14 protein-coding genes and 1 tRNA gene are annotated in these 17,278 nt (G+C 58.3%); 6 read left to right on the plus strand and 9 right to left on the minus strand.

Translation table 11 applies throughout. The features are described from left to right. The first annotated feature begins 76 nt into the window (after positions 1-76). Positions 77-1,303, plus strand: coding sequence for an MFS transporter (locus GOV80_RS00410; protein ID WP_170782445.1), 1,227 nt, complete (start codon positions 77-79; stop codon positions 1,301-1,303). A gap of 3 nt (positions 1,304-1,306) precedes the next feature. Here GOV80_RS00410 and GOV80_RS00415 read toward each other — a convergent pair whose 3' ends face one another. The 3 genes from GOV80_RS00415 to cysS are packed head-to-tail and all read right to left on the minus strand — an operon-like array spanning position 1,307 to position 5,117. After that, positions 1,307-2,089, minus strand: a complete 783-nt coding sequence (locus tag GOV80_RS00415) for a squalene/phytoene synthase family protein (RefSeq protein ID WP_170782446.1) — start codon at positions 2,087-2,089, stop codon at positions 1,307-1,309. Then, on the minus strand, positions 2,086-3,720 hold the full coding sequence (gene cimA / locus GOV80_RS00420) for a citramalate synthase (RefSeq protein WP_170782447.1): 1,635 nt from the start codon (positions 3,718-3,720) through the stop codon (positions 2,086-2,088). The genes GOV80_RS00415 and cimA overlap by 4 nt, the downstream gene beginning before the upstream one ends. Next, the gene (cysS, locus tag GOV80_RS00425; RefSeq protein ID WP_170782448.1) at positions 3,720-5,117 is read right to left on the minus strand and encodes a cysteine--tRNA ligase; all 1,398 of its coding nucleotides are present in this window, start codon (positions 5,115-5,117) and stop codon (positions 3,720-3,722) included. The genes cimA and cysS overlap by 1 nt, the downstream gene beginning before the upstream one ends. A gap of 260 nt (positions 5,118-5,377) precedes the next feature. On the opposite strand from cysS, the gene GOV80_RS00430 reads away from it, so the two are divergent. Then, on the plus strand, positions 5,378-6,556 hold the full coding sequence (locus GOV80_RS00430; RefSeq protein ID WP_170782449.1) for a pyridoxal phosphate-dependent aminotransferase: 1,179 nt from the start codon (positions 5,378-5,380) through the stop codon (positions 6,554-6,556). A 5-nt stretch (positions 6,557-6,561) separates the two neighbouring features. Here GOV80_RS00430 and GOV80_RS00435 read toward each other — a convergent pair whose 3' ends face one another. Next, positions 6,562-7,101, minus strand: a complete 540-nt coding sequence (locus tag GOV80_RS00435) for an outer membrane protein (RefSeq protein WP_237215589.1) — start codon at positions 7,099-7,101, stop codon at positions 6,562-6,564. A gap of 392 nt (positions 7,102-7,493) precedes the next feature. On the opposite strand from GOV80_RS00435, the gene GOV80_RS00440 reads away from it, so the two are divergent. Then, positions 7,494-9,038, plus strand: coding sequence for a trimethylamine methyltransferase family protein (locus GOV80_RS00440; protein WP_170782450.1), 1,545 nt, complete (start codon positions 7,494-7,496; stop codon positions 9,036-9,038). Positions 9,039-9,338: 300 nt separating this feature from the next. On the opposite strand, the gene GOV80_RS00445 is transcribed toward GOV80_RS00440, so the two are convergent. Then, positions 9,339-12,953: a vitamin B12-dependent ribonucleotide reductase gene (locus tag GOV80_RS00445; protein ID WP_170782451.1), complete on the minus strand. Its 3,615-nt coding sequence runs from the start codon at positions 12,951-12,953 to the stop codon at positions 9,339-9,341. Between the two features lie 531 nt (positions 12,954-13,484). Here GOV80_RS00445 and GOV80_RS00450 point away from each other — a divergent pair. Then, complete coding sequence (locus GOV80_RS00450; RefSeq protein WP_170782452.1) at positions 13,485-13,919, plus strand: hypothetical protein; 435 nt, start codon at positions 13,485-13,487, stop codon at positions 13,917-13,919. Between the two features lie 7 nt (positions 13,920-13,926). On the opposite strand, the gene GOV80_RS00455 is transcribed toward GOV80_RS00450, so the two are convergent. The 4 genes from GOV80_RS00455 to pdxH all read right to left on the minus strand — a co-directional run bounded on the left by GOV80_RS00455 (position 13,927) and on the right by pdxH (position 15,775). Then, a tRNA-Pro gene (locus tag GOV80_RS00455) sits at positions 13,927-14,003 on the minus strand. A gap of 43 nt (positions 14,004-14,046) precedes the next feature. Beyond that, positions 14,047-14,514 carry a DUF192 domain-containing protein gene (locus GOV80_RS00460; RefSeq protein WP_170782453.1) on the minus strand — a complete coding sequence of 156 codons (468 nt, stop codon included), beginning with the start codon at positions 14,512-14,514 and terminating at the stop codon, positions 14,047-14,049. 6 nt (positions 14,515-14,520) lie between these two features. Next, positions 14,521-15,027, minus strand: coding sequence for a cold-shock protein (locus GOV80_RS00465; protein ID WP_214647936.1), 507 nt, complete (start codon positions 15,025-15,027; stop codon positions 14,521-14,523). A gap of 142 nt (positions 15,028-15,169) precedes the next feature. Beyond that, entirely contained in the window at positions 15,170-15,775 is a 606-nt protein-coding gene (gene pdxH, locus GOV80_RS00470) for a pyridoxamine 5'-phosphate oxidase (RefSeq protein ID WP_170782455.1), read from the minus strand. 136 nt (positions 15,776-15,911) lie between these two features. Between pdxH and fabI the strand changes: the two genes are divergently transcribed. Then, the gene (gene fabI / locus GOV80_RS00475) at positions 15,912-16,718 is read left to right on the plus strand and encodes an enoyl-ACP reductase FabI (RefSeq protein ID WP_170774209.1); all 807 of its coding nucleotides are present in this window, start codon (positions 15,912-15,914) and stop codon (positions 16,716-16,718) included. Between the two features lie 5 nt (positions 16,719-16,723). Further along, positions 16,724-17,233, plus strand: coding sequence for a xanthine phosphoribosyltransferase (gene gpt / locus GOV80_RS00480; RefSeq protein WP_170774211.1), 510 nt, complete (start codon positions 16,724-16,726; stop codon positions 17,231-17,233). The last annotated feature ends 45 nt before the right edge of the window (positions 17,234-17,278 follow it).

Consider the following 17,278-nt stretch of genomic DNA (forward strand, 5'->3'; position numbering starts at 1 on the left):
TGCGCACACGTTAGGCTGCTTTGCCGCATATGCAAGCCGCTTGTACGGCTGCAGTTTCGCGGATACCCATGAGCGCATGACGAAGACCGCCACCGCCCCCAATGACAGCCAAGCCAAACGTAACGTGGCAGTGCTGGTCGCAGCCCAAGCCATGCTGGGTGCGCAGATGCCAATGGTATTCATCGTCGGCGGGTTGGCCGGTCAATCGCTGGCGACCAATGCCTGTTTGGCAACGCTACCAATCTCACTGATCGTTCTCGGCTCGATGTTAGCGGCGACACCGATTTCGGCTATCATGCAACGCTGGGGACGACGGACCGGGTTTTTGATAGGCGCCACGGCGGGCGCGTGTGGCGGGCTGGTTGGGGCCTATGGCCTCTACCTCGGGTCGTTTCCGGTGTTCTTGCTGGGCAGCCTGCTGACCGGTGTCTACATGAGCGCGCACGGGTTCTATCGCTTTGCTGCTGCCGATACCGCGTCCGAGGCATTCCGGCCCAAGGCGATTTCATATGTCATGGCTGGCGGTCTGGCGGCCGCCATTATCGGCCCACAGATCGTCAAGCTGACTTCGACCGCCTATGTGATTCCGTTCCTTGGCACCTATCTGGCGATCATCGCGCTGAACATCATCGGATCGGCCCTGTTCTTCTTTCTGGATATTCCAACGCCACCGAAAGCAGAAGAAGGCGCATCTACAGGTCGTACGCGCCTTGAGATGCTGAAAACCCCGCGCATCGCCGTGGCCATCATTTGCGCAATGGTGTCCTATGCGCTGATGAACCTAGTGATGACCTCGACCCCGCTGGCTGTTGTGGGATGCGGCTTCTCGGCCAATGATGCGGCGGATGTGGTGACCGGCCATGTGCTGGCCATGTATATCCCCAGTTTCTTTACCGGTCAGTTGATCGCGCGCTTCGGGGTGGAAAAAATCGTCGCCTTTGGCCTTGCCATTCTGGCAGGCGCCGGTGTCGTCGCGCTGCAAGGCGTTGAGCTAGAAAACTTTTTCATCGCCCTGATCCTGTTGGGCATTGGTTGGAACTTTGGCTTTATTGGCGCCACCACGATGCTGGCCGCCTCGCATGACGTAAGCGAACGCGGGCGGATGCAGGGCCTCAACGACTTGTTGGTGTTCGGAGGCGTGACACTGGCATCATTGTCCTCGGGCGGGTTGATGAACTGTTCGGGCGGATCCCCGGTTGAAGGGTGGACAGCCGTGAACCTTGCCATGATCCCGCTGCTGACACTGGCCGGAGGCGCGCTGCTGTGGCTCGTCCTGCGCCCGGCCGAGCCGGAAACGGCCTGAGACCTACCAGCGCCCCCGCGCCACATTCCACATCAGTGACGCCCGCCGACGAATTTCGCCTTGCGCCAACGCACCCGCGGCAACGCGCTCGGGCTGTGCAATCGCCTTGCGCAACACCCAATCGGTCTGCCAACCTACGTGCATCGCAGGGCATGCCTCGGGCGAAACACGCGATCTGTTCGCTCGTGCGGATTCTAAACGCTCCAACGCCGATCCCGCCAGCGCCTGCACCCCTGCAGGGGTCCCGTCCAACAATGGGATACGACCGCGTGCTTCAAGTTCTGGGATCGCCCGCAACCAGTTGGCAACGCCTACAGCATACCCAAAATCGCGCAGCACTTTCTCGTCGGCTTCACCCAAGGCCTGCGCTGAAGCGACCATCATCGACCCTGCGCTTTGATCCAGATATTTATCGAAATGCGCCTGATCTTCGAACGGGTCTCGGTATATATCCCAACGCCTTACGGCCACATATTCATCTAAAGCAGCAGCCAGATGTGGTGATAGAACGCGGGACAAGGGTGTGACGACCTCATGCCTGCGCACCGTGTTGCCTTCGGCAATCTCCTGCAACGCATCCCGCCACCATTGAAGACGCATCTCGGCAATCATGGTTTCCTGCGTGACCCAGGGCGCGCGCGCGACCTCGACATTCAGTGCATAGATCGGGAACAGAACAACCCGCGCGGCAACCGGAGCGGCCATCGCTGCCATGAACCGATCCGGATCGGCGCGATGCACCAGCGCGGCACAGGCCTTTACGTCATCGTCAAAGGCGACGCTCACTCGGCCACCGCAGTCTGTGTTTCGCAATCACGCACCAGCTTCCACTGGATCGCATCCAGCAGCGCCTCGAACGAGGCATCGACTATGTTCGCGCTGACGCCAACTGTGGACCAGCGCCGCCCCTGCCCGTCTTCGCTGTCGATGATGACGCGGGTGACGGCCTCGGTCCCGCCTTGGGTGATACGCACCTTGAAATCCACCAGCCGCATATCGGACAGCACCTGTGAATATTGCCCCAGATCCTTGGCCAGCGCCTTGGAAAGCGCGTTCACCGGGCCTCGGTCACTGCCATCCTCATCCAGAGATTCACTGACCGATAGCTTCTTTTCACCGTCGACCTTCACTACGACCACGGCCTCGGACAGGCTAACCATCTTGTTATACTTGTTCTTGCGCCGCTCGACCGTAACCTTATAGCGCTTGACCTCGAAGAACTCTGGCAGTTGACCCAGCTCATCCCGCGCCAGCAATTCAAAACTGGCCTGCGCGGTGTCATAGGAATAGCCCTCGGCCTCGCGCTGCTTGATCCTGTCAAGGATACGCCCCAGCGCCGGGTCGGCTTTTTCCACCGACAGCCCCGCCTCGGCCAGACGCTTGCGCAGGTTCGACTGGCCCGCCTGGTTCGACATCGGGATGATCCGCGCATTGCCGACTGCACCGGGGTCGATATGCTCATAGGTCGAGGGATCCTTGAGGATCGCACTGGCGTGCAACCCCGCCTTGTGGGCAAAGGCCGAGGCCCCCACATAGGCCGACTGTTTGCTGGGCACCCGGTTCAAGATATCATCCAGCATCCGGCTGATCCTCGTCAGCCCAGCCAGCGCCTGCGTGCTGACGCCGATGTCAAACTGCGAGGCATAGGGTTCTTTCAGCAACAAGGTCGGGATCAGAGCAGTCAGGTTCGCATTCCCACACCGTTCACCCAGCCCGTTCAGCGTGCCTTGTATCTGCCGCGCGCCTGCGTCGACAGCGGCCAGTGAACAGGCCACCGCGTTTTCGGTATCGTTATGCGAATGAATGCCCAACCGATCGCCAGGCAGCCCTGCGGCAATCACCTCAGACACGATGCGCGACACCTCGGCGGGCAGCGCGCCACCATTCGTGTCACACAGCACGACCCAACGCGCGCCCGCATCCAACGCAGCCCGGCAGACTTCGACCGCATAGGCGGGATTGTCCTTGTAGCCGTCAAAGAAATGCTCGGCGTCAAACAGCGCCTCGCGCCCCTGCGCCACGATATGCGCGACCGAGGCGCGGACATTCTCAACATTCTCCTCCAGCGTGGTCCCCAACGCGTGGGTCACGTGGTAATCATGCGATTTTCCCACGAGACAGACGGCCTGCGTCCCCGCGTTCATAACAGCGGCCAAAACATCGTCATTCTCAGCCGAACGCCCCGACCGTTTGGTCATACCAAAGGCCGTCAATCGGGCCGAGGTCTTTGGTGCAACCTCGAAAAACGCGCTGTCGGTGGGGTTCGCACCCGGCCAACCGCCCTCAATGTAATCGACGCCCAACTCGTCCAGAGCCTTGGCGATCTGCACCTTTTCAGCGGTCGAGAACTGCACGCCCTGGGTCTGCTGCCCGTCGCGCAGAGTGGTGTCGTATAGATAAAGTCGTTCCTTCGACATCAAACGCCCTCCAGCTTGGCGGCGTCAAACCCGGCACCTGGTACAAGCTCCACACCGTCCTTGCTCATCCGCACTTCCAGCCCCGCCGCGACATAGGCCGCCTTCAGCCGGTCAACTTCCGAGAAGTCCTTGCTTTGCATCGCCTGGGCCCGCGCCTCGGCCAGACGCGCCGCATGGCCAGAAAGATCCGCTGAGCCCGTATCGGCCCAAGCGCCCATTTCAGGCTCCAACACCCCCAGAACCTGCGCACTGACCAACAGGCCCGCTGCGTCACCCTCTGCCGCCAGACGGTGGAGTTCCGCGACAGCCCCCGCCGTGTTCAGGTCATCACTCAGCGCGGCGATCACCGAGGGGGCCGCGCTGGCGGCGGGCTCGATGCCCGCTGTCAGCGCCCGCCACTTGCGCAGCGTCGCCTCGGCCTCGCGGGCCTTCTTCTCGGTCCAATCCATCGGCTTGCGGTAATGCGTTTGTAGGAACACAAACCGGATCACCTCACCCGGAACACCCTGATCCAGTAGATCATGCACAGTGAAGAAATTGCCCAAAGACTTGGACATCTTCTTGCCTTCAACCTGCAGCATCTCATTATGCAGCCAAACCCTCGCGAACTCACCCTCGGGATGGGCACAGCAGCTTTGCGCGATCTCGTTCTCATGATGCGGGAACATAAGATCATTGCCGCCGCCGTGAATGTCGAAACTCTCACCCAACAGCTCATAGCTCATGGCCGAGCATTCGATATGCCACCCCGGACGCCCGCGTCCCCACGGGCTGTCCCAGCCGGGAAGCTCATCGCTCGACGGTTTCCACAGCACAAAATCCATCGGGTTCTTCTTGTAGGGCGCAACCTCGACCCGTGCCCCTGCAATCATGTCATCAACCGACCGCCCAGAAAGCGCGCCATAACGCTCTTTCCAGCTGTCTACGGCGAACAGCACATGCCCCTCAGCAGCATAGGCGTGGCCTTTGTCGATCAGCCCTTTAATCATCGCGATCATCTGCGGAACATATTCAGTCGCACGCGGCATCTGGTTCGGCTCCAGCGCGCCCAACGCCCCCATATCATGCAGATACCAGCCGATCGTCTCATCCGAGCGTTCCTGCACCAATTGCTCCAATGTGCCCGGTGCGCCGGCCTTTTGACGCGCCAGGGCGGTCGCGTTGATCTTGTCATCCACGTCGGTAAAGTTACGCACATAAGTCACGTGATCCGCCCCATAGGTGTGACGCAGTAACCGGTACAGCACGTCAAACACCACCACGGGCCGCGCATTGCCCAGATGGGCGCGGTCATAAACCGTCGGACCACAGACATACATCCGCACATTGTCAGCACTGATCGGCACGAAAACCTCTTTCGTCCGCGTCCGTGTGTTGTGCAGTTTGATCGTGGTCATCGGTCAGCTCCTAGGAACAACGTGGCGTCTCGCGTTGGCGCGGGCTTAGCAACTTGTCTCAGGGATGAAAACGAAAGAAACCGGCCCGCGTGATAAATCAGCAGGAAATGCAGCAGATAATGATGCAGTTCATCGGGTTCATAGGATGTGAGTATCACGCGCGCGCCACCTCGCCAAGCCCCTGATTTCCGGCTCTGATCCGATTGACAATCGCAAGTCTCTCTGGCCCAACTCACGTAAGACCCAGACGGAGACCGGCCATGAAACTGTCGCAGCGGATCACGCAGCTTACCCAAGGCGGCAGCGACGGGTGGGGTGTGTTCTATCGCGCCCGCCGGATGATAAGTGAGGGACAAGCGGTTACCGAACTGACCATTGGTGAACATGACATTCGCACCGATCCGTCGATCTTGGCTGAGATGGAACTGTCTGCACGCCAAGGTCATACGGGCTACGCCATGGTGCCCGGCACCGAACTGCTGCGCGAGACGGTGGCCGCCCGCATTCAGACCCGCACCGGTGTCAATACAACCCGAGACAATATTCTGATCACGCCCGGAGGTCAGTCGGCCCTGTTCGCCGCGCATGTAGCCGTCTGTGACCCCGGTGATGTGGGCCTGTATCTCGACCCTTACTATGCCACCTATCCCGGCACGATCCGAGGGGCCGGAGCGGTTGCGCGTGTGGTTCAGACGAAGGCAGAAGACGCATTTCAACCACGTGCAGACAGGATCGACGCGGCGTCGGAGGGCGCTGTCTCACTTCTGATCAACTCGCCCAACAATCCCACTGGCGTCGTTTATTCGCGCCAAACTTTGGAAGCCGTTGCGGAAGTCTGCCGCAGGCGCGACCTTTGGCTGATCTCGGACGAGGTCTATGACACTCAAGTGTGGGACGGCACGCATATCTCGCCCCGTGCGCTGCCAGATATGCTCGCCCGCACGCTGGTAATCGGCTCGATGTCGAAATCCCACGCCATGACCGGATCTCGGTGCGGGTGGGTTGCCGGACCTCCGGATGTGATCGAACACATGATCAATCTGGCCACGCACACGACATATGGCGTTCCTGGTTTCATTCAGGACGCTGCGGTTTTCGCGTTGAACGCAGGCCCCGAGCTTGAGAACCGCATCGCCGCCCCTTTCCGCAGACGTCGCAAGCTGGCGATGGATATTCTGGCCGCGCAAAACACGGTCGGGTTGATTCCAGCCCAGGGCGCGATGTATCTGATGCTGGACATTCGCCCCACCGGCCTGAATGGCGAGGGATTTGCCAATGCCCTGCTGGATACGCACGCGATTGCCGTCATGCCGGGCGAAAGTTTCGGCCAAGCCGCCGCAGGACATATCCGCGTTGCCATGACCATAGACGACGATCGTTTTGCCGCCGCTTTGCGGACCATATGCTGCTTTGCAGCGGAGCTGAGTTCAGGGCGATAGTTGAATCAGAACCGGAACGTGGTGCGCAGGTTGAACACGTTGGAATCCAGCCCTCCTTCGGATTGGGTGGCATCGTCAAATTCCTGCCGCAACGCCTCACCACTGATGACGAACCGATCGTTGATCGGGTAAGCAACTCCAATGCCATAAACCGCAGCGGTGTCATCATCCGCCGAGGTCTCGGCCCGCGCAGCGCCAACTACGACATATCCCAAAGCGGAGCCGAAGTCGTACCCTCCGCGCAGCTTCAGCCGGGTCGTGCTGTCCAGACTGCCTTCATTTTGGCTTAACCCAAGGGACAGTCGGTTATATTCAAGCTCTCCGCCCAGAACGAAATTGCCGAAATCGAAATCATATCCGACATGCGGGCCAAAGCTAGCATCGCTTCCGCTTGACCCGTTGGGCCCATCCGCATCCGCATAGCCAAAGCTGAAACCAGCATAGGCACCGCTCCAATCCTCAGCCGCAGCGGGGGCTGCGAGGGCCACCAAAATGGAGGCAAGGATTGCGCGGAACAGTTTCATCGCCTTGCGAAGGCCTTTCATAAAAAAATTTGAGTATTCTTCAGAGACTGGCACAGAACTGTATGTAAATGGTTAAAATTCAATTGAGATCACGAAAAGCTGTTAAACAAGTGACCGAAGTATAACAGATTTCCCGCAATATGGGGTCTTTTCTTTACTTTACGTCACCTAAGCGATCTGACGACACGGATTGTTTCGCTTTTGACCCATCAGGTCGCAAACAGAACAGATTGCGACGTTTCGGATTGAAAGACTGAACGTCACGAAGCGAGGAACCGTATGCAAAGCGACGTTTGGAAAATCCGGTTGATCAGCCGTACGATCGGGGCGGATCGCGGTCGCGCGGCGCGGGGGCGTCCATTCGGGCACTAATTGACGCCACCCTGTACGCTTTTCATCTATCGGATCCTGAAATGAACGACCAATCCCGTACATCCTCGCGCAGCGGCGGACGCGCCGCGCGTCGGGCCGCCCGCGCCACGGCCCTACCCGATCACCTGCGCCCAGTGCGCCCCGGCCTTGAGGGCGGTACGTATAAACCTCTGACCGCTCAACAGGTCGAGCAAATACACCAAGCGGCGCTGACAGCGCTGGAAACCATCGGACTTGCCGATGCACCGCAAAGCGGAATCGACTATCTGGTGGGCGCTGGCTGTACCTTGGGCGAGGACGGACGCATTCGGTTTCCGCGCGCACTGGTCGAGGATACGATCGCCAAGGCGAACCGCTCGGTAACCCTGCACAGCCGCGATGGGCAAACTGATCTGGAGCTGTCTGGTACCCGCGTCCACTATGGCACCGCAGGCGCCGCTGTCAGCATGGTCGATGTGGAGGGGCGAGAGTACCGCGATTCGACCGTGCAAGACCTGCACGACGCCGCACGCATCTGCCAGCAACTGGACAATATCCATTTTGTTCAACGCCCTATGGTGTGTCGTGACATCACCGACAATCTGGAAATGGATCTGAACACGGTCTATGCCGCTTGCTCCGGCACCTTCAAACATATCGGCACCTCGTTCACCGAACCTAGCCATGTAGCCCCCGCAGTGGAAATGCTGCACATGATTGCTGGCGGCGAGGACAAATGGCGTGAGCGGCCTTTCGTGTCGAATTCGAACTGTTTCGTAGTGCCTCCGATGAAATTCGCCACCGAAAGCTGCGAAGTGATGGAGGAATGTATCAAAGCTGGAATGCCGGTTCTGCTGCTCTCGGCCGGAATGGCGGGGGCGACCGCACCGTCGACTATCGCGGGAGCAATCGCTCAGGCGACGGCGGAATGTCTTGCAGGGTTGGTTTACGTAAATGCCGTAAGCCCTGGGGCCCCTGCGGTTTTTGGAACATGGCCATTTGGCTTGGACCTGCGCACAGGCGCGATGTCCATCGGGTCGGGCGAACAAGCGCTGCTGACCGCAGGCTGCGCCCAGATGCATCATTTCTACGATCTGCCGGGCGGTGCCGCCGCTGGTGCGTCAGATTCAAAATTGCCCGACATGCAGGCCGGATGGGAGCAGATGTGCTCGAACGTTATGGCCGGCCTGTCCGGGGTGAACATGGTCTATGAGGCCGCTGGTATGCACGCCTCCCTTCTTGGATTTTGCTTTGAAAGCCTTATCTTGGGGGACGATCTTATCGGTCAAGCGCAGCGCTGCGTGCGGGGGATCGAGGTTACGGACGAGACCCTTGCCCTTGATCAGATGGCCGAGGTCTGCATGGGCGGCCCCGGTCACTATCTGGGCACCGAAGCAACGCTCAGCCGGATGCAAGCCGATTACGTGTATCCGACCTATGGCGACCGAACGTCACCCAAAGAATGGGCCGAATTGGACAAGCCTGACCTGATCGCCAAGGCCACGGCCCGGAAAGAGGAAATCCTGTCCGCACCGTCACCCGCACGGTTCGATCCCATGCTGGAAGCGGCGCTTCGCGAGAAATTTAACATTCATTTGCCAACGTAAGTGCCTGAAAAAAAGGGGGCCGAGGCCCCCTTTAAGTTTCGCCATCCAGGCTCATCTCGTTGACCGCCCGGTGTTTTTTTGCCTGCGGCCTGGACTGCGCATGGGACGAGCGCACCCGTCCCGTGAGAGAGTGGGAAAGAGCAATATTCCGCCCCACCCTGTTCCCGGCCGACACGGGCATGTCGGCCGAGTGGAAAAAGGCATCGTCGGTAAGTCTCGGCGCCTTCTTCCGTTTTCGTCGGGACCGGGCATTCGGGGGAAAGCCCAGGTCCCTACACCCCGCCTGACGGGGCGTTTGCCTTAGCTACACCCGCTGGTCGCACCGCAGGTGTTGCATTTCATGCAGGTGCCGTTGCGCACCAGCGTGTAGTTTCCGCATTCACCGCAGGGATCGCCCTCGTACCCTTGCATCTTGGCTTTGGTACGGGCGTCCATACCGGTCGCCACTGCGGTTTCAGCAGGGGCATCAAAGACGGCGGCAGGTTCCGCCATTCCCGTTGCATCTGCTTGCGGCGTGAACACGGCCAGATCCTGCGGCAACCGCTTGCGCAGATACCCAGTCGAGCTGATTTGTTTCAATACTTCCAATGACTTGGAGGCCGCTGTTTCACTGACTTCCGAGACGTTCGAGACACCTTCTTCCTCGCCCCGGCCGATATCGTCAAAGGTCGCACCTTCGGGCTTCACATGGGCCAGATCGGTGCGGTCCAGATAGCTGACAGCAAGCTCGCGGAAGATGTAGTCTAGGATGGACGTCGCGTTCTTTATCGAGTCGTTGCCCTGCACCATCCCCGCCGGTTCGAACTTGGTGAAGGTAAAGGCGTCCACGAACTCTTCCAGCGGCACGCCGTATTGCAGACCGACCGAGACTGCGATGGCAAAGTTATTCATCATCGCCCGGAAGCCAGCGCCTTCCTTGTGCATGTCGATGAAAATCTCGCCCAACGAGCCGTCCGAATACTCACCCGTCCGCAGATAGACCTTATGGCCGCCCACGATGGCTTTCTGAGTGTAGCCTTTCCGACGCTCGGGCATCTTCTCGCGGTGCGAGCGGACGATTTCCTTGACGACGACCTTCTCGATGACCTTCTCGGCCAGCACGGCAGCTTTTTCGGCCGGTGTGCCGCTTTCCAGAACTTCGGCGGCCTCATCATCATCCTCAACCAATGCAGCGGCCAAAGGCTGAGACAGTTTCGAGCCGTCGCGGTACAGCGCGTTCGCTTTCACACCCAGCGACCACGACAACTCATATGCCTTCTGGCAGTCTTCGATGGTCGCGTCGTTCGGCATGTTGATCGTCTTCGAGATCGCACCCGAGATGAAGCTCTGCGCCGCCGCCATCATGGTGATGTGGCTGTCAACCCCGAGGAAACGCTTACCTTTCTTGCCGCACGGGTTGGCACAATCGAAGATGGAATAGTGTTCCTCTTTCAGGTGCGGCGCGCCTTCCAGTGTCATGGTTCCGCAGACGTGATCATTCGCCGCTTCGATATCTGCGCGGGTGAAACCCAAGTGACGCAGCAGGTCGAAGGTCGGGTCATTCAGCTTGGTGGCCGGGATGCCCAGAACGCCGGTGCAGAAATCCTCGCCCAGCGTCCACTGGTTGAAGACAAACCGGATGTCGAAGGCGCTTTCTAGCGCAGCATCCACTTTCGCCAGTTCGTTCGGACCGAAGCCGTGGCCGGTCAAAGAGGTGTGATTGATCCCCGGCGCGTTCCCGATGGTACCGTGGCCGACCGCGTAGCCCACGATCTCTTCGATCTGAGACGAGGAATAGCCCAGCTTCTCCAGCGCCGAAGGAACCGAACGGTTGATGATCTTGAAGTAACCACCACCGGCCAGCTTCTTGAACTTGACCAGCGCAAAGTCCGGCTCAATCCCGGTGGTGTCGCAATCCATCACCAGACCGATGGTGCCGGTGGGGGCGATCACAGTGGCCTGCGCGTTGCGATAACCGTTCTTTTCACCCAGACTCAGCGCCTCATCCCAAGCGGACATGGCCAGATCGATCAAACGCTTGTCCGGGCAGTTGCCGTGGTCCAGAGGCACCGGCTTTACCGCCAGCTTCTCATAGCCCTCGGTCACACCTTGCGCAGCACGGCGGTGGTTGCGGATGACACGCAGCATATGATCGGCGTTCCGCTCATAGCCTTTGAACGCACCCAGCTCACCGGCAATTTCGGCAGAGGTCGCATAGGCCACACCTGTCATGATCGCGGTCAACGCGCCACAGATTGCCCGCCCCTCATCCGAGTCGTAGCTGTAGCCCATGTTCATCAGCAGACCGCCGATATTTGCATAGCCCAGACCCAAGGTGCGGAAGTCATAAGACAGTTGCGCGATTTCCTTCGACGGGAACTGCGCCATGGTCACCGAGATTTCCAGCGTCAGCGTCCACAGGCGAGAGGCGTGCATGTAGTCGGCCGCCTGGAACTCACCATCCTTCAGGAATGTCAGCAGGTTCATCGACGCCAGGTTACAGGCCGTGTCATCGAGGAACATGTATTCCGAGCACGGGTTCGAACCGCGAATCTCACCATCTTCGGGGCATGTGTGCCATTCATTGACCGTGTCATGGAACTGAATGCCCGGATCGGCGCAAGCCCATGCGGCGTGTCCAACTTTCTCCCACAGATCGCGTGCCTTGACAGTCTTGGCGATCTTGCCATCAGTGCGGTTGATCAGCTCCCAATCGGCGTCTTTCTCAACGGCGGTCAGGAACGCGTTGGTCACACGGATCGAGTTATTAGAGTTCTGACCCGAGACCGAGCTGTAAGCTTCCGAATCCCAGTCCGTATCATAGGTCGGGAATTCGATGCTGTCGTGACCCTGCTTTGCGTAATCCAACACGCGCTTGATGTAAGTCTCGGGGATTGCTACCTTTTTGGCCTCGCGCACAGCGTTCTTGAGGCTGTCATTCTTGTTCGGATCATAGGCGTCATCGGCGGCACCGTCCCAGCTGCGGATGGCCTCGAAAATGCCGTTCAGCATCTTCTCGTGCATCTTCGATCCGGCAACGATCGAGGCCACCTTCTGCTCTTCGATCACCTTCCATTCGATGAATTGCTCGATATCGGGATGATCTGCATCGACGATTACCATCTTTGCTGCTCGACGGGTTGTTCCGCCTGATTTGATCGCGCCAGCGGCGCGGTCGCCGATCTTGAGAAAGCCCATCAGGCCCGAAGACTTGCCGCCACCCGACAGCGCTTCGCCCTCTGCACGCAGATGGCTGAAGTTGGTCCCGGTTCCCGAGCCATATTTAAACAGGCGCGCCTCGCGCACCCACAGATCCATGATGCCGCCTTCGTTCACCAGATCATCATCGACGGACTGGATGAAGCACGCGTGCGGCTGCGGATGCTCATAGGCAGATTTCGACTTGGTCAACTTGCCGGTTTTATAGTCGACATAGTGATGCCCCTGCGCCGGGCCATCTATTCCGTAGGCCCAATGCAAGCCAGTGTTAAACCACTGCGGCGAGTTTGGCGCGGCACGCTGGGTGGCCAGCATGTAGCGCATCTCGTCAAAGTAGGCGCGCGCGTCTTCCTCGGTTGAGAAATAGCCGCCCTTCCAACCCCAATAGGCCCATGCACCCGCCAGTCGGTCGAACACCTGTTTGGACGAAGTCTCACCTTCGAATTCCGCGCCATCCGCAGGGACCGAACGCCACAGGAATTCAGGTACATCCTTTTCTTTGACCTTCTTCAGCTTGGACGGAACACCAGCCTTGCGGAAATACTTCTGGGCGATGACATCACTTGCCACCTGGCTCCAGCTGGAGGGCACTTCGATATCATCCAGACGGAAAACAATCGTACCATCAGGGTTACGGATTTCTGACGTTGCCGAAACAAAGTCCAGCTCCGCATAAGCGTCTTGTCCTGATTTGGTGAATTTTCTGTCAATCTTCATGTCCGCCGCCCTAGATTCAATTACTTGTCCTTGTCGCCTCAAGTTCGAGAAAGCGAACCTTTGGCCGTGCCAGAAAATTGGGTGCAAGGAACCGGTCGCTGCCAATGGCAACGAAATTCCGTTTCAACGGTTGCACGTCTCTATGTTGTGCTTTCCGACCCTCGCCCTATGCCGCGCTCCGGATTTCCTACCAGATTTAGTGGCATCATATTCGGCCCATACAATCTGGCGTATTCGGCCATAGATCGTCAACGTCATTTTTCCGTCATTTTTGGAATCTTTTATATTGACCCAAGATCTCTCAAATGGCGCTGAACGGGGTGGGCCGATTCCTCCACAGGTTCATCCACGGGTTCAAATGGACCGGCGCAAAATTCTGCAGAACAATTAACCGTGATTTCCGGCACAGTTATCGGCATTTGATAAACCGAAGTTAAGATATCTAAACTCGAATAGAATCATCCCTGCGTTTGTTCGGCGCGAAAACAGCTTCGCCGACCAACGCAGCACGAAGTAAAGGTACGAGCAGAGATGTCGAAGATTGGAATCCTTCCCCTGATGGGGCTGATCGTGGCCTGCACACCACAAGATGTGCCCCCTCCATCGCGCAGCGCGCAGTTTGAAACCTATCCCACGCGGCTGTTCGATACGTTCGAAGTCGGCTGTGATGGCCCTGGAGAAGATTTCAGGCGTGTCGGGAATCGCCTGTTCGAATGCACCGAGTTGCTGCCCCCCGAAACGACGGCCTTTCTGATTCTCAACTATGATGGTTACCCGCAGGATCTGCCCAAAAGCGTGATGCGCCTAACCTCGACCAAAAACTCCGGCGGATACCGCGTCGACGCTGAACTCTATTTCAACGTACCGCGCCAGAATGCGCCCGACATTCAGGTGCCCGTCGAAAGCGAACAATTGGACAAGGCCCTTACCGCGCTTTATCGCGCGATGGGCGGTGCTCCATCTTGAAAGAAAGTGGTCGGGGCGGCAGGATTCGAACCTACGACCCCCTGTACCCAAAACAGGTGCGCTACCAGACTGCGCCACGCCCCGGACCGTGCGCCTTCCTAACGGGGCCGTTCTGATTTGAAAAGCCCTAACAGGGCCAAATTGCAGGACCTTGCGAAAAAACTTCGTGCTGCATCTGCGTGCCCGGTTCAATCAGGTAACGCCGCGCCAGCCCTGCGTTGACCTCCAACACGGCATAGACCGAATCGCCGCCCTCAATCAGCGATAAATCGCCGGGGATGGCATCACTATGCACATTCACGACCTCACCTGCGCGATTCACAAAAATCATATCCAGGGGAATCAGTGTGTTCTTCATCCAGAACGCGACCCGCTGCGGCGGATCGAAGATAAACAGCATCCCTGCCCGTTGCGGCATGGATTCCCGAAACATCAGACCGCGCGCACGTTCCTGCGGTGTCACGGCAAGTTCGATATCGAAGCTGATCTGAGACTTTTCATTTTTCAGGTTCACGCGATCCGCGCTACAGGCCGCAAAGGCCGTTCCCGTCCATACCGATAGTATCGTCGCAGCAACCGAAAGAACCCTGATCATCATGCTCTAGCTATCAAGCGCGGCTTCCCAGGCCAGAACCTGCGCGGCCATACGTCCACGTTTGCCATCGATCACCCGCATCGCCAAAGCCTCGCCCGGCTGCAAATCGGCCAGACCAGACCGGCGCAAAACCTCAATATGAAGAAACACGTCTTCGTCCCGACCGAACACATTGGCGAATCCAAATCCCTTGCCCTTGTCGAACCATTTTACGCGCGCAGCTTCCAATGGGGCTTCGGCTATGGCCACAGGGTCCAGCTCGGCGAAATCGGCAAGCATCATCGAGTCGGCGCGCGCCGGAGGATCTACGCTGATCACCTCGACCGCTTGAACACCGCGATCGGTGCGGTGCGTCATGATCTCAATGCCGGCACCATCCGCGACCGAGCTTTGGCCAAAATTCCGCAAGACATTTACATGCAACAGAATATCCGGGCCACCCTCATCGGACACAACGAAGCCATACCCCTTGGCAGGGTCGAACCATTTCACGTGTCCACGTACGCGGTACATGTTGTTCAGGTCGTCTGGCACAGTGTTCCTATCGCGCGTTTTAATAATTCGTTAAGGTTTTGATGTGTATGGGATTGTCCCACGATTTCAAGCTGAAAAAACCCTTTAAACTCCGAGTGTTGCATTTCGCGGCACGTGAATGTCATGGATTCAGCCTCTGTATCTGCCACTCAGTATCTGCGTTTTCACGCCGCCACTGGAACCGATCATGCAAACGGAAGGCTCCGTCAGCCCAGAATTCGATCTCTGTCGGCTCCAACCGGTATCCACCCCAAAACGGTGGACGCGGCGGATTCGGTCCCAGCTTTGCGGTCACCTTTGCAACCTCGGCCATCAGAGCCGTCCGGCTGCTGAGCGGCTGTGACTGTTTCGACGCCCAAGCACCCAACCGGCTTTTTAGGGATCGGGACGCATAATATTCATCCGCTTGTGGTCCGTTTTCCCGAGTTATTGTACCACGAACTCGGATTTGACGCCGCAAAGATTTCCAATGCATCACAAAAGCAGCTTTCCCGGCACTGTCCAACTCGGCCGCCTTGGTACTTTCGTAATTCGTGTAGAACACAAAGGCCTGAGCCTCGATCTCTTTCAGCAGGACCATCCGAACGTTTGGCATACCAGTCGCGTCCACGGTTGCCAGGGCAATCGCGTTCGGATCGTTCGGTTCACTGTCCCTGGCGTCGTCCAGCCACCGCGCCGCTATTTCAAACGGATCGGTACCGGCGAAAATGCCGTCTCGTTCGCTCATTTCCATCCCCTGGAAACTCTTAATGTTCACCCTAGGGCGAGAACCCGCCACGGGCAAGACCACACGGCCTTGATGCAGACCATCCAATGGCATAAACCATCCAGACATAATGCGAAGGACAGGCGGAGAACCGAACATGTCAAATCAGTTGATGGCCGGCAAGCGCGGCCTCATCATGGGACTGGCGAATGACAAATCAATCGCATGGGGGATTGCCCGCGCATTGTCTGACGCAGGGGCCGAACTTGCGTTCTCGTATCAAGGCGATGCGCTGAAAAAGCGGGTGGACCCGCTGGCCGCTCAATTGGGCAGTGAAATCGTCCTGCCCTGCGACGTCAGCGACGAAGAGTCGATTGACGAACTATTCAACTCGCTTTCGCAGAAATGGGGACATTTGGATTTTGTCGTCCACGCCATCGGCTTTTCCGACAAAAACGAGTTGCGCGGCCGCTACGTTGATACTTCGCGCGCCAATTTCAAACTGACCATGGATGTTTCGGTCTATTCCTTCACCGCCGTAATGCAGCGGGCCGAGAAGATGATGACCAATGGCGGCAGCGCGGTCACGCTGACCTACTACGGCGCAGAACAAGTCATGCCCCACTACAACGTCATGGGTGTGGCCAAGGCGGCGCTTGAGGCCTCGGTCAAATACCTGGCCGAAGATCTTGGCAAAGACGGCATTCGCGTGAACGCGATCTCGGCCGGCCCGATCAAGACGCTGGCAGCCAGCGGGATCGGTGATTTCCGCTATATCATGAAATGGAACGAATATAACTCGCCCCTGCGCCGCAACGTGACCATTGATGACGTCGGCAACTCAGCCCTCTATCTGCTGTCTGACCTCAGCGGAGGCGTAACCGGTGAGAATCTGCACGTGGATTCAGGTTATCACATCGTCGGCATGAAGGCCGTTGACGCACCAGACGTTGAAAAAGGTTAATATCCATGAGCGCCAAAGACCGCCTGCCCCACGAAAAAGGCTTTCACATCAGTTGGGATCAGATTCACCGCGACTCGCGCGCGCTGGCTTGGCGGCTGGACGGGCAAGGCCCCGAAGATGGCGCCTGGCGTGCCGTTGTCGCCATCACGCGCGGCGGCATGGCCCCGGCGATGATTGTCAGCCGTGAGTTGGACATCCGCACCGTCGACACGATCAGCGTCCGCTCTTACCACCATCAGGAACAAGGCGAAGCCGAAGTTCTGAAGGCCCCGGACGCCGGCCTGATGGGCGACGGCACCGGCGTACTGATCATCGATGACCTAGTCGACAGTGGCAAAACCCTGGAACTGGTCCGCGACATGTACCCCAAGGCGCATTTCGCCACTGTCTATGCCAAACCCAAAGGCCGCCCGATGGTTGATACTTTCATCACCGAAGTCAGCCAGGACACATGGATATTCTTCCCATGGGATATGGCCCTGCAATATGTCGAACCCTACCGGGGCACCGACTGATCTTTCTTCTGTTCAAAAATACCTCGGAGCGCGAGGCAGAGCCTC

Origin of the sequence: Ruegeria lacuscaerulensis, assembly GCF_013034685.1 — a bacterium.
Classification (GTDB): Bacteria; Pseudomonadota; Alphaproteobacteria; order Rhodobacterales; family Rhodobacteraceae; genus Ruegeria; species Ruegeria lacuscaerulensis_B.

Coding starts and splice junctions, on each gene's coding strand:
- GOV80_RS00410 (WP_170782445.1), top strand. CDS start 77: ATGACGAAGACCGCCACCGCCCCCAATGACAGCCAAGCCAAACGTAAC.
- cimA (WP_170782447.1), bottom strand. CDS start 3,720: ATGTCGAAGGAACGACTTTATCTATACGACACCACTCTGCGCGACGGG.
- cysS (WP_170782448.1), bottom strand. CDS start 5,117: ATGACCACGATCAAACTGCACAACACACGGACGCGGACGAAAGAGGTT.
- GOV80_RS00430 (WP_170782449.1), top strand. CDS start 5,378: ATGAAACTGTCGCAGCGGATCACGCAGCTTACCCAAGGCGGCAGCGAC.
- GOV80_RS00435 (WP_237215589.1), bottom strand. CDS start 7,101: ATGAAAGGCCTTCGCAAGGCGATGAAACTGTTCCGCGCAATCCTTGCC.
- GOV80_RS00440 (WP_170782450.1), top strand. CDS start 7,494: ATGAACGACCAATCCCGTACATCCTCGCGCAGCGGCGGACGCGCCGCG.
- GOV80_RS00445 (WP_170782451.1), bottom strand. CDS start 12,953: ATGAAGATTGACAGAAAATTCACCAAATCAGGACAAGACGCTTATGCG.
- GOV80_RS00450 (WP_170782452.1), top strand. CDS start 13,485: ATGTCGAAGATTGGAATCCTTCCCCTGATGGGGCTGATCGTGGCCTGC.
- GOV80_RS00460 (WP_170782453.1), bottom strand. CDS start 14,514: ATGATCAGGGTTCTTTCGGTTGCTGCGACGATACTATCGGTATGGACG.
- GOV80_RS00465 (WP_214647936.1), bottom strand. CDS start 15,027: ATGTACCGCGTACGTGGACACGTGAAATGGTTCGACCCTGCCAAGGGG.
- pdxH (WP_170782455.1), bottom strand. CDS start 15,775: ATGAGCGAACGAGACGGCATTTTCGCCGGTACCGATCCGTTTGAAATA.
- fabI (WP_170774209.1), top strand. CDS start 15,912: ATGTCAAATCAGTTGATGGCCGGCAAGCGCGGCCTCATCATGGGACTG.
- gpt (WP_170774211.1), top strand. CDS start 16,724: ATGAGCGCCAAAGACCGCCTGCCCCACGAAAAAGGCTTTCACATCAGT.